Origin of the sequence: Saccharopolyspora galaxeae (genome assembly GCF_016526145.1) — a bacterium.
In the GTDB taxonomy this organism is placed as follows: Bacteria; Actinomycetota; Actinomycetes; order Mycobacteriales; family Pseudonocardiaceae; genus Saccharopolyspora_C; species Saccharopolyspora_C galaxeae.
On the sequence record NZ_JADDUE010000002.1, the window covers coordinates 557,215 to 569,232 of the forward strand.

A 12,018-nucleotide genomic window follows, 5' to 3' on the forward strand; every position below is an offset into this window, starting at 1 on the left:
GACCGCTCGTCCCAATAGATTGGGCCAACGGGCCGTTCGCTCCGAAAACCAGAGCACTCCGAGAACACGGGCACTGCCGGCGGAACGAGCGGGTGCGCGGGGTCGGCAACGGCCAGTGAGAGGATGAGGACATGGCGGAGACCAAGCGCTCGACCGGTCGCGCGCAGCGCCCGGCGGCGGCTGAGGCGGGCGGTTCGCAGCGGCGCGCGGAGCTGCTGGCGATCGCCGCCGACCTGTTCGCCGAGCGCGGTTTCGTGGTCACCACCGTGCGCGAGATCGCCGACGCCGCGGGCATCCTCTCCGGCAGCCTCTACTACCACTTCGATTCCAAGGAATCGATGGTCGACGAGATCCTGCGCGAGTTCCTGGACTTCCAGCAGCGGCTCTACGACGAGGTGCTGCACGAGAAGACCGACCCGCGCGGCACCATCACCGAGCTGGTCCGGCAGTCGTTCCGCGCGATGAACGAGTACCGCTCGGCGGTCACGATCTACCAGAACGAGGCGAAGTACCTCCAGCAGTTCGAGCGCTTCAGCTACCTGCGCCGCGCCGCGAACGACTTCGAGCGCACCTGGATGAAGGTGCTGCAGCAGGGCCAGCAGGCCGGGATCTTCCGCAGCGACCTCAACGTGAAGATCGCCTACCGGTTCATCCGGGACACCGTTTGGACCACGGTGCACTGGTACAACCCGCGCGGCCGGTTGAACGCCGACGTGATCGCCGAGCAGCACATCACGATCCTGTGCGAAGGGATCATGACCGGGCAGGGGTGAGCCTGCCCGGCCGCGTTCGCCCGCGGCGCGCGATCGGTGGTCACGAAGCGGATTCCCGCGGGCCGCGGGAAGCGGATTCGAGTGCGCGCACGGCCTCGTCCACGATCCGCTCGATGAGTTCGGCGCAGCTGGGCAGTTCGCCGATCATTCCCACGGATTGCCCGGCGGGCAGCACGCCCGCGTCGGCGTGACCGTCCACCAGACCGGCCTTGATCAGCATCGGCGTGTTCGCGGCCAGCAGCACCGCGCTCCACGGCAGTTCGCTGTTGCGGCGCATCGCGATTCCGTCGCTGATCAGCTGCTTCCAGGACATGCCGCTCATCGCCTTGAACGCGGCCGCTTGCCGCAGCGCGCCCGGCAGGCGGCGCAACCGGCTCGCGGACTCGGCCGCGTCGGTGAGCCCGGTGCGCAGCATCCGGTGCGGCAGCCCGTCGACCCGCGAAGTGACCAGGGTGTCCCCGGACGCTGCCGCCAGGTACCGCTGCTTCACCTCGTCCGGCACGGCGCTGTCGCTGGTCAGCAGGAACCGCGTGCCCATCCCGATGCCCGCGGCGCCGTAGCACAGCGCGGCGGCCAGCCCGCGGCCGTCGAAGAACCCGCCCGCGGCGATCACCGGAATGTCCACGGCGTCGACGACCTGCGGCAACAGCAGCGTGGTGGCGACCGAGCCGGTGTGCCCGCCGCCTTCGCCGCCCTGCACGAGCACGGCGTCGGCGCCCCACGAGGCGACCTTCTCCGCGTGCCGCTTGGCACCGACCGAGGGGATCACGACGATGCCCGCGTCCTTGAGCTTGCCGATCAGCCGCTTGTCCGGCGCCAGGGCGAACGAGGCGACTCGCACGCCTTCCCGGATCAGCAGGTCCACGCGCTCCTCCGCGTCGCCCGCGTCGGCCCGCAGGTTCACGCCGAACGGTTCCTCGGTGCGCTCGCGCACTTCCCGGACCGCCGAGCGCAACTGATCCATGGTCATCGTCGCGGAGGCGAGCACGCCGAGCCCGCCCGCTTCGGCGGTGGCCGACACGAGCCGCGGACCGGCCACCCAGCCCATTCCGGTCTGCACCACGGGATGCCGCACGCCGACGAGCCGGGTCAGCGCCGTGCCGAGCCCGCTCACGCCGGAACCTCCTGGTGCCGCAGACCGTCCGGGTCGAGGACCGTGCGGATCAGCTCCAATTCCACATCGGACGGCATCCGGGTCTGCTCCACCGAGCCGGTGTCCAGCTCGAACCCGGTGCTGTCCTGCACCTGCTCGACCGTGACCCCGGGATGCACCGAACGCAGCCGCATCGCGGAATCCGGCCCGGCGAAGTCGAGCACGCCGAGATCGGTGACGACCACCTGCACGTCGTGGAAGGGCCCGCCGTCCCGGTCGTGCCCGACACCGGAGACCAGGTCCACCGACCCCACGAAGATCCGCTTGCCGTGCTTGGGAACCCAGTAGTTCGTGGTGTGGTTGACCGAGTTGCCCGGCGCGCCGCGCACCCCGATCAGCTGCACCTTCGGCCGGTCCCATGGACCGATCCGGGAGATGTTCTGGTTGCCGTAGCGGTCGATCTGGGTGGCGCCCATCATCACCCGCCTGCGGCCGCCGGCGAGCAGGTCGAGCACCTGCCGGTAGGGCATCCAGCCCTCGACGACGCCGCCTTCCCTGCCGAGCGGCGGTGGTTCGGCGGTCAGCAGCGCCTCGCCGTCGGTAAGCAGCAGGTCCGGCGCGGTGGTCATCCGGGCGAGCCGGGCGCCGAGCGAGGGGATCAGCCCGATCGGCGATGCCAGCACTTCGCCCGCGTCGCGCCAGGTGTCGGCGCAGGCGACGGCGCAGATCTCCGCGCGGGTCACTTCTGCGTTCACTGCGCCACCTCCGGTGCCCGGACGGCGGCCTGGTAGGCCTGCTCGTCGCCGCTGAGGAACTCGTCGCGGAACGCCCGCCAGCTCTCCTCGTCGGAGGCGCTGGCCGCGTACCGCCGCTGGAAAGCCTCGTCCCGCTCGTAGTCGGGGACGCAGCTGGTGAAGTGCGCGCCGTTCGGCGTCTCGGCCACGGCGTCGGTGTGCGTCCGGTTCAGCAGCAACGACTGCACCGGGGCCTTCTGCAGCAGCTCCTCGGTGGGCACCACCTGCTCGCAGGTGACGTAGCCGCGATCGGCCGCCGCGCACATCAGATCGTCGAAGTAGGGGTCCGGCCCGAGGTATTGCGCGTTGCCGTGCCGGTCGGCTCGGTTGAGATGCACCAGCGCGGCATCCAGCCGCAGCGCGGGCATCGCCATCAGCTCTTCGCCGTCGTCGTAGGGAGAGAGCACGGTCCGCAGCCCCGGGTTCAACGCGGGCACGTCGGAGCCGATCCCGGCCCGCGTCGGGTGGAACGGCACCCGCGCCGCCGCCGCGCGCAGCCCGGCGAGGATCATCCCCTCGTCGTACTCGGCGACTTCGAGCTCCCCGCGCTGGCGCGCCGCCCGGAAGTGCGGGTCCAGCGGGATCGAATCCAGCGAGACGAACCCGTAGACGACCTTGCGCAACTTGCCCGCCGCCGCCAGCAATCCCACGTCCGGACCGCCGTAGGACACCAGCGTCAGATCGCGAAGCTGCGAGCGCAGAATGGCGCGCACCAGCGCCATCGGTTTGCGCCGCGATCCCCAGCCGCCGATGCCGATGGTCATGCCGTCCCGCAACGATCCGACGATCTCGTCGACGTTGACCTGCTTGTCCCGCACCTGCCCGCCTTTCACCCGTCCGCCGGGCGCTCGCCGTCGACGAACGCCTCCCGCGCCCGGTCGGAGACACCGCTGAGGTTGAGTTCGAAGGTGAAGCCCTGCTCGAACCGATAGCTGCGGTTCACGTCGACCGGGTCGATGCCGTTGAGCGCTTCCTTGGCCCGGCGCACGACCAGCGGTTCCTTGTCCGCGATCGAGCCGGCCAGCTCCAGCGCGGCGTCGTGCAGCCGCTCCGGTTCGACGACCTCCCACACCGAGCCGAACCGCGCCAAGTCGTGCGCGGTTGCGGTGCGGCCGGTGTAGAACATCGCCCGCGCGTAGTGCTGCGGCACGAGCCGTTGCAGGTGCGTGGCCGCGCCGAGCGCACCGCGGTCCACTTCGGGCAGTCCGAACGTCGCGTCCGCGGAGGCGATGATGATGTCCGAGTTGCCCACCAGGCCGATCCCGCCGCCGAGGCAGAACCCGTGCACCGCGCTGATCACCGGGACCGGGCACTCGTAGACGCTCTTGAACGCCTCGTAGCAGCCGTGGTTCACGGCGACGAGCTTGCTGTGCCCGGGATCCGCGGTGAGTTCCTTGATGTCCACGCCCGCGTTGAAGCCGCGGCCTTCGGCCTGCAGCACCACGACGCGGGTCCGCTCGTCCGCACCGGCCTGCCGCAGCGACTCCGCGAGTTCCTGCCAGCCGTGCGCGGGCAGCGCGTTCACCGGTGGGTTGTCCATGGTCAGCACCACGATCCCGTTGTCGTGGCGCCGGATTCTCGTGCTCATCCGCACCTACCAAACCTAGCACTTGTTAGGTTGGGTTGGTACGTTAGCAACCGAGGCGAAGGCCCCGCCAGGGGCGAACCCCGGAGGAACTCGTGGGCGTCGAGATCGACCTTTCCGGCCGAGTGGTGCTGGTGACCGGCGGAACGCGCGGCATCGGCGCCGGAATCTCCGAAGTCCTGCTGCGGGCGGGCGCGCGGGTGCACGTCTGCTCGCGCGGCGAACCCGAGCGGTTGCCCGAGCACGACGGCGTCCGCGCCGAGTTCGTGCAGGCGGACGTGCGCGATCCCGAGCAGGTGGACGGGTTGATCGACGAGGTCGTGCGCCGCGACGGCAGGCTCGACTCGGTGGTGAACAACGCCGGTGGGGCGCCACCTGCGGACACCGCGACCGCGTCGCCCCGGTTCCACTCCAAGATCGTCGAGCTGAACCTGCTGGCACCGCTGCTGGTGTGCCAGCGGGCCTGGCCGGTGATGCGGGACAGCGGCGGCTCGATGACCATGATCAGCAGCGTCGCCGCGCAGCGCGCCGCGCCCACCATCGCCGCTTACGCCGCGGCCAAGGCCGGGGTGGAAAGCCTCACCCGCACGCTCGCGCTGGAGTTCGCGCCGAGCGTGCGGGTCAACGCGGTGTCCGTCGGGGTGGCCCGCACCGACAACTTCCGGGAGCACTTCGGCGCGGAGGCCGAGCAGTCCGGCTTCGCCGAGACCATCCCGATGGGCAGGCCCGCCGAGCCGGTCGAGGTCGGCAACGCCTGCGCGTTCCTGGCCTCGCCGCTGGCCGAATACCTCACCGGCGCGGTGCTGGCCGTGGACGGCGGCGGCGAACCGCACCCGCACCTCAAGCAGCTCGCCCGGGAATTCTCCCGGGACTGATCGGGCGCAGGAAGTAGCGGGCCGGTTCAGCGGGGGCTGCTTCCGGAGCGGGGAAGCCGCCGAGGATCCGCTAGGCAAATCATTCCGAAGGGAGTCCACAGTGCCCGGCATCTGCGAAGGCAGGGTCGTCGTCGTGACCGGCGCGGCCCGGGGTTTGGGCCGCGCGCACGCGCTGGAGTTCGCTCGCCACGGAGCTTCGGTGGTGGTCAACGACGTCGGCGTGCAGCTCGACGGCACCGGCGGTGACGAGCAGCCCGCTGCCGAAGTCGCCGCGGAAATCCGTTCGCTCGGCGGGAAAGCGGTCGTCGACGGGGCGGACGTGGCCGACTGGGATCAGGCCCGGCAGCTCGTGGCGCGGGCCGTGGACAGCTTCGGCAGGCTCGACGTGCTGGTCAACAACGCCGGCGTCGTGCGGGACCGGATGTTCGTGAACCTCTCCGAGCAGGAGTGGGACGACGTGCTGCGGGTGCACCTCAAAGGCCACGCTGCGACCATTCGGCACGCCGCGGCGCACTGGCGGGACCTGGCGAAGGCCGGGGAGGCCGTCGACGCGCGGATCATCAACACCTGCTCCGGTGCCGGTCTGCAGGGCAGCATCGGCCAGAGCAACTACGCCGCGGCGAAAGCCGGGATCGCCGCGCTCACCGTGAACACCGCCGCCGAACTCGGCCGCTACGGCGTCACCGTCAACGCGATCGCGCCGTCCGCGCGCACCCGCATGACCGAGGACGTGTTCACCGAAGCCATGTCGCAGCCGACCGACGGGAGTTTCGACGCGATGGCGCCGGAGAACGTCTCACCGCTGGTGGCTTGGCTGGGCAGCGCGGAATCCGCCGACGTCACCGGGCGGGTCTTCGAGGTGGAGGGCGGCGCGGTCCGCGTCGCCACCGGCTGGCGCCACGGCGCCGAGCACGACGCGGGCCGCCGCTGGTCCCCTACCGAACTCGGTCCCGTCGTCCGCGACCTGCTCGACCGGGATCCGCGCCCGGAACCCGTCTACGGCACCACCTGATCTCCGAACTTTCCGAGTGAACGGCCTCTTCGCCCAATCTATTCGGACGAAAGTTCCGTTCACTCCGGGCGGGGTTCCGCGGTGCGGGGGACGCACGGGCGTGTCGGGCGACGGGGCCGGGACCGCGGAGACGGATGGAGGGGACAGCCGTCCGCAACGGGTGGGCGTTCGTGAGGCCGGGCTACAGCGACCAGACCGCAGGCCAGTCCTTCGGGCGCAGTGCGGCGTCGGTGCCGCCGTCGGCGTAGACGACCGAGCCGCACAGCAGCGCGCCTTCCGCGCCGAGCAAGAAGTCGATCAGCGCGGCCACCTCCGCCGGACGGCCGGGAGCTCCGCGCGGAGTGGGGAAGGCTTCGAGCGCTTCACCCAGCGCCGGATCGCGCCGCACCTCGGCGGTCATGCCCGTCTCGATGTGCCCGGGCGCGACGGCGTTGAGGCGGATCCCGGCGCCGGTCCACTCCGCCGCGGGCGCGTGGCTGCGCACGTACCAGGCGATCGCGGCCTTCGTCGCCGGGTATGCGCCGACGGCTCCGTGCTCGTCGGCCAGTTCCCGCGCCCGCTCCTCTTCGTCGGCGAAGCAGGCTTCGGCGACCGGTACCGGCCAATTCGGTTGGCACGTCGCGGAATTCGAGCTCAGGCACACCGCGGCCGGTCGCTCGGCGGCGGCCAGCGCCGGACGCAGCCCGCGCAGCAGGGCGACGGTGCCGAAGTAGTTCACCGACACCAGCGCTGACCCCTGCCGCGTCGGAACGCCGGGAATGCCCGCGCAGGTCACCAGGCCGTCGAGGCGGCCATCGCACTCCGCGGTGATCCGGTTCACGGCCTCCGCGCGCCCTTCGCCCGTCCCGAGGTCGCACGCGACCTCGGCTCCGTGCATGTCGACGCCGAGCACCCGGTGGCCCTGCTGTTCGAGCCGTTCGCGGGTCGCCGCACCGATGCCCGATGCCGAACCGGTGATCGCGATGGTGCCCATGTTCCTCCGCTCGGCCGTACAGGTACCGGGGCCCGGCCCCGAACGGCCGAAGGGTTGCGCTCCGCGGCCGTAGCGAGTTCCGGTGACCGGCGGAAACTGGTTGAGCCCAACAATAACATGTTACATTTACCAAGCGGGCGCTTGCTCAGTGATCGCTCGTTCAGCGCAACCCGGGAGGGATCGAGCATGACCGAGGCGTACATCGTGGAGGCCCTGCGGACACCGGTCGGCAAGCGCGGCGGCGGGCTCAGCGGCGTGCATCCCGCGGACCTGTCCGCGCACGTGATCCGGGCCGTCGTCGAACGTACCGGCATCGACCCGGGACGGGTGGACGACGTGCTCTGGGGTTGCGTGGACGCCGTGGGCGCGCAGGCGGGCAACATCGGCCGCACCGGCTGGCTCGCGGCCGGTTATCCCGAGCACGTCCCCGGCGTCACCATCGACCGGCAGTGCGGGTCCTCGCAGCAGGCGGTGCACTTCGGTGCGCAGGCGGTGCTCAGCGGCACGGACGACCTGGTCATCGCGGGCGGTGTGGCGAACATGAGCGGCATCCCGATCGGCAGCGCGCTGCGCGCGGCCGACGGCCTGGACTTCCCGATCGCCTACGGTCCCGGTTCCGGTTCCACCGGCTGGCAACGCCGCTACGGCGACGAGGAGGTCACCCAGTTCCAGGGCGCCGAGCTCATCGCGGAGAAGTGGGGCATCTCCCGCGCCGACATGGAGGAGTTCGCCCTGACCAGCCACCGGCGGGCGGTCGAAGCGGCCGACGCGGGGCACTTCGACGCGGAGCTCGCGCCGATCGAGGGCGTCACCAGCGATGAAGGGCCGCGGCGCGACACCAGCCCGGAAAAGCTCGCCGGGCTCAAGGAGCTGCGTCCGGGCGGACGGCTCACGGCGGGCGTGTCCAGCCAGATCTCCGACGGGGCATCGGCGCTGCTGATCGCGTCGGAGCGGGCGGTCGCCGAGCACGGCCTGACGCCGCGGGCGCGGGTGCACCACCTCAGCGTTCGCGGCGACGATCCCGTGTTCATGCTCAGCGCACCCATCGCGGCCACCCGGCACGCGCTGGAGAAGTCCGGGCTTTCGGCCGCGGACATCGACGTGGTGGAGATCAACGAGGCGTTCGCCAGCGTCGTGCTGGCCTGGCAGCAGGAGATCGGCATCGACCCGGCCAAGGTCAACCCCAACGGCGGCGCCATCGCGCTCGGCCACCCGCTCGGCGCGACCGGCACGAAGCTGATGGCGACGCTGCTTTCCGAACTGGAGCGCAGCGGCGGCCGGTACGGGCTGCAGACGATGTGCGAGGGCGGCGGCACCGCCAACGTCACCATCCTCGAGCGGCTCTAAGTTGTTCGGGGAGCGGTTTGCGCAGGTGCTCTGGCCGGGCCGGGTTTCGGGCACCGCACGCGGCCGGCGCCGCTACTCGCGTTCGCGCGGGTGGCGGCCGCCTCGCTGCGGGATCACCGCCCGGAGCGGCTCGCGATGATCGCGGGCGGATTGTGTTCTAGCACGCACGTGACCACCTGAGGGCATTTCACGTTTACCTTGTCAGGGCGACTGTCACGACTCGGGAGGTGCACTTGGCAAGCGTCGACGTGGCGCACGGGCGGCACGACTGGCTGCGCGCCGGCGCGTTCGAGGTGGCGCCGGGGGTGCACCGCATCCCGCTGCCGATGCCGGGCGACGGGCTGCGCGCGGTCAACGTGTACGCGATCCGGGACGGCGACGGGCTCGTGCTGGTGGACTCCGGCTGGGCCATCCCGCAAGCCCGCGCCGCGCTCGAAACCGCGCTGGGCGAGCTGGGCTGCGGCCTCGGTGACGTGCGCCGCTACCTGATCACGCACCTGCACCGGGACCACTACACCCTGGGCATCGAGCTGCGCAGCACGTTCGGCACCCCCGTGGCGGTGGGCGCCGGAGAGCGGCCGTCCCTGGAGGTTCTGCTGGCGGGCACGCACGATCAGCAGCTGTCCCAGCTGGACCGGGGCGGCGCGAGCGAGCTCGCCGAACTCATCCGCTCCGCGCAGGGCCCGGAGACCGAGCGGCCCGAGGAAGGTTTCGAGCACCCCGACGAATGGCTCGAGGGCGGTGCCGAGATCGAACTCACCGACCGCACCCTGCGAGTCGTCGACACTCCCGGCCACACCCGCGGGCACGTCGTGTTCGTCGACGAGCGGAACTCGCTGCTGTTCGCCGGGGACCACGTGCTGCCGCACATCACGCCGTCCATCGGGCTCGAAGCCGCGCGGACGGAGCTGCCGCTGGGTGACTACCTCGACTCGCTGCGGCGCGTGCGCGAACTCCCGGACCTGCGGCTGCTGCCCGCGCACGGGCCGGTGACCGGCAGCGCGCACTCCCGGGTGGACGAACTGCTCGCGCACCACGAGGACCGGCTCGACCGGACCGAGCGGGCCGTCCGCACCGGGGCGGCGACGGCCCGCGAAGTCGCGGGTGAACTCGGGTGGACCCGGCGCGAGCGGTCCTTCACCGACCTCGACCCGTTCAACCAGGTCCTGGCCGTGGGTGAAACCGCGGCGCACCTGGACGTACTCGTCGCGCGCGACCGGCTGCACCGGGTCGTGGACGGGGTGGCGAGGTACCGGGCGATCTGATGGCGGCGCGCAGGAAAGCTCCCGAACCCGCGCCCGGCTCAGCGCAGCAGCAGCCGAACGGTCAGCTCCAGCCGGTTCGACACGTCGGTCGCCGAAGCGCGCCTGGTCACCCAGGCGACCAGGTTGGACAGCCAGACGTCCGCGATCACCCGGGCGATCGCGCGCTGCTCTTCGGTCGGCTCGTCCTCGCCGGTGACCATGGCGCCGCTGAACAGCGTCTCGGTCAGCGAGCCGACGGCGTCCACCTCGTTCGCCGCCGAGGTGTCGGCGAACATGAACGCCCGGGTCATCGCCTCGGTCAGCTGCGGGTTGCGCTGCATGGTGCGGGTCGTGCGGCCGAGTACGTACAGCACCCGGTCGTACGGGGTCTCACCGGGGATCTTGGCGCGGTCCAGCCGTTCCTGGGAACGCTCGAACTCGCGCGCCAGGCCGGTCACCAGCAGGTGGATCTTGGACGGGAAGTAGCGGTAGAGCGTGCCCAGCGCCACGTCGGCGCGTTCGGCCACGGCGCGCATCTGCACCGCCTCGTACCCGCCCTTTCCTGCCAGGGCGATCGTGGCGTCGATGATGCGTTTGCGGCGCGCGTTCTGCGCCGCGGACCCGCCCTGGTCGGCCAGCAGACTGACCGGTTGCGCCGCAGCGGAGCCGCGTCGCGGCGTCGTACCCATGAGGTCGGTCCTCTCGTGCGTCGGAGTCGGTGTGCGCCCGACTGTTCAAGTACTGCCTGGCTCGGCGGGTCTGCGCTGACCTCATGTTCAAAAGAGAACATGTTCCACTCTACCCGTTGCGTGCCGCGGCGGCTGCAACACCTGTCTCGGAACCCTTGTTCGGTGTGGTCGTTGCATGTCTCGAAGCGGCGAAGCCGCTTGCACCACCTATGCAACCGGCACCGCCGCGGGTTCTCAGGTGTCTGCTCGCGAGGACAGCTCCGACGCCTAGTAGGGCGCTACTTCAGGAGGAGATCCCGCAGCGAACAGGCGCCTGAGGTTCCGCCAAGCGACCAGCTACGCAAAGCGAGCACCGGGACTGTGACTCAGGAGGTGAGCTCGTGCGAATAGCTCTTTTGTCCTATCGGAGCAAGCCGCACGTCGGCGGGCAGGGCGTCTACGTCCGGAACCTGAGCCGGGAACTGGCCGGGCTCGGGCACCGCGTCGAGGTCTTCTCCGGCCCGCCGTACCCGGAGCTGGATCCGGGCGTCGAGCTCACCAAGGTGCCCAGCCTGGACCTGTACCGGGATCCGGACCCGTTCCGCACCCCGCACTGGCGCGAGTTCCGGGACTCCACCGACGTGCTCGAACTCGCGACCATGTGGTCGGCGGGCTTCCCGGAGCCGCTGACGTTCACGCTGCGCGCGGCGAAGCTGCTGCGCGAGCGGGCGTCGGAGTTCGACGTGGTGCACGACAACCAGTCCCTCGGCTACGGCCTGCTCGCCCTGCGCAAGGCGGGATTGCCGCTGGTGGCGACGGTGCACCACCCGATCACGCACGATCGGCGGCTGGAGCTGGCCGCCACCAAGGGCTGGCGCAAGCTCGGCGTCCGCCGGTGGTACGGCTTCCTGCGGATGCAGCGCCGGGTCGTGCAGCGCATTCCCGAGCTGCTGACCGTCTCCGAATCCTCGGCCCGCGACATCGTCGAGGACTTCCGCGTGCGCCCGGACCGGCTGCGGGTGGTGCCGCTCGGCGTCGATCACGAGGTGTTCGAGCCGCCGCAGACGCCGCGGGTTCCGGGCCGGATCGTGGCGATGGCCAGCGCGGACACCCCGCTGAAGGGCATCGGCACGCTGCTGGAAGCGGTGGCGAAGCTGCGCACCGAGCGGGAAGTGGAGCTGGTGCTGGTGGCCGACCCGACGCCGGGCGGCCCGACCGATCGGCTGATCGACGAACTCGGCATCCAGGACGCGGTGCGCACGGTCAGCGGCATCAGCGACGAGGAGCTCGCCGCGCTGCTCGGTTCGGCGGAGATCGCGTGCGTTCCGTCGCTGTACGAGGGCTTTTCGCTGCCCACCGTGGAATCCATGGCCTGCGCGACACCGCTGGTGGTCAGCCGCGCGGGCGCGATCCCGGAGGTGGTCGGACCGGACGGGGAGTGCGCCGACCTGGTACCGCCCGGCGACGCGGAAGCGCTGGCAGGGGCGCTCGGCGCGCAGTTCGACGATCCGGCGCGCAGGCGGCGGCTGGGGGCCTCCGGCAGGCGCCGGGTGCTGAGCCGGTATAGCTGGGCTTCGGTGGCCGCGGCCACCGCGGAGTGTTACGCAGAAGCGGTTGAAGCGGGAACGGAAATGGCGGCTGACCAGTGCTGACG

The 12,018-nt window shown here is 71.2% G+C and carries 12 protein-coding genes; 6 read left to right on the forward strand and 6 right to left on the reverse strand.

The features are described from left to right. The first annotated feature begins 131 nt into the window (after positions 1–131). Positions 132–773, forward strand: coding sequence for a TetR/AcrR family transcriptional regulator (locus INP57_RS07025; protein WP_200069202.1), 642 nt, complete (start codon positions 132–134; stop codon positions 771–773). A gap of 40 nt (positions 774–813) precedes the next feature. Here the strand turns inward: INP57_RS07025 and INP57_RS07030 are convergent, their stop codons facing one another. The 4 genes from INP57_RS07030 to INP57_RS07045 are packed head-to-tail and all read right to left on the reverse strand — an operon-like array spanning position 814 to position 4,248. Then, positions 814–1,887 (reverse strand): NAD(P)H-dependent flavin oxidoreductase, encoded by a 1,074-nt coding sequence (locus INP57_RS07030; protein ID WP_200069203.1) that lies wholly within the window; start codon positions 1,885–1,887, stop codon positions 814–816. Beyond that, positions 1,884–2,621 (reverse strand): CoA-transferase subunit beta, encoded by a 738-nt coding sequence (locus tag INP57_RS07035; RefSeq protein ID WP_200069204.1) that lies wholly within the window; start codon positions 2,619–2,621, stop codon positions 1,884–1,886. The genes INP57_RS07030 and INP57_RS07035 overlap by 4 nt, the downstream gene beginning before the upstream one ends. Beyond that, a complete protein-coding gene (locus tag INP57_RS07040) occupies positions 2,618–3,478 on the reverse strand; it encodes a CoA transferase subunit A (RefSeq protein WP_200069205.1) in 861 nt (286 codons plus the stop codon). The genes INP57_RS07035 and INP57_RS07040 overlap by 4 nt, the downstream gene beginning before the upstream one ends. Positions 3,479–3,489: 11 nt before the next feature. Continuing rightward, complete coding sequence (locus INP57_RS07045) at positions 3,490–4,248, reverse strand: enoyl-CoA hydratase family protein (protein ID WP_200069206.1); 759 nt, start codon at positions 4,246–4,248, stop codon at positions 3,490–3,492. A gap of 92 nt (positions 4,249–4,340) precedes the next feature. On the opposite strand from INP57_RS07045, the gene INP57_RS07050 reads away from it, so the two are divergent. Further along, positions 4,341–5,120 carry an SDR family oxidoreductase gene (locus tag INP57_RS07050; protein WP_200069207.1) on the forward strand — a complete coding sequence of 260 codons (780 nt, stop codon included), beginning with the start codon at positions 4,341–4,343 and terminating at the stop codon, positions 5,118–5,120. A gap of 100 nt (positions 5,121–5,220) precedes the next feature. After that, positions 5,221–6,132: an SDR family oxidoreductase gene (locus INP57_RS07055; RefSeq protein ID WP_200069208.1), complete on the forward strand. Its 912-nt coding sequence runs from the start codon at positions 5,221–5,223 to the stop codon at positions 6,130–6,132. Between the two features lie 181 nt (positions 6,133–6,313). On the opposite strand, the gene INP57_RS07060 is transcribed toward INP57_RS07055, so the two are convergent. Further along, a complete protein-coding gene (locus INP57_RS07060; protein ID WP_200069209.1) occupies positions 6,314–7,105 on the reverse strand; it encodes an SDR family oxidoreductase in 792 nt (263 codons plus the stop codon). A gap of 186 nt (positions 7,106–7,291) precedes the next feature. Here INP57_RS07060 and INP57_RS07065 point away from each other — a divergent pair, with 186 nt between their 5' ends. Further along, the gene (locus INP57_RS07065) at positions 7,292–8,452 is read left to right on the forward strand and encodes an acetyl-CoA C-acetyltransferase (RefSeq protein ID WP_200069210.1); all 1,161 of its coding nucleotides are present in this window, start codon (positions 7,292–7,294) and stop codon (positions 8,450–8,452) included. Between the two features lie 233 nt (positions 8,453–8,685). Then, on the forward strand, positions 8,686–9,717 hold the full coding sequence (locus INP57_RS07070) for an MBL fold metallo-hydrolase (RefSeq protein WP_233626978.1): 1,032 nt from the start codon (positions 8,686–8,688) through the stop codon (positions 9,715–9,717). Positions 9,718–9,755: 38 nt separating this feature from the next. On the opposite strand, the gene kstR is transcribed toward INP57_RS07070, so the two are convergent. Continuing rightward, positions 9,756–10,385 carry a cholesterol catabolism transcriptional regulator KstR gene (gene kstR / locus INP57_RS07075; protein WP_200069211.1) on the reverse strand — a complete coding sequence of 210 codons (630 nt, stop codon included), beginning with the start codon at positions 10,383–10,385 and terminating at the stop codon, positions 9,756–9,758. Positions 10,386–10,765: 380 nt separating this feature from the next. On the opposite strand from kstR, the gene INP57_RS07080 reads away from it, so the two are divergent. Next, complete coding sequence (locus INP57_RS07080) at positions 10,766–12,016, forward strand: glycosyltransferase family 4 protein (RefSeq protein ID WP_200069212.1); 1,251 nt, start codon at positions 10,766–10,768, stop codon at positions 12,014–12,016. Positions 12,017–12,018 lie beyond the last annotated feature (2 nt).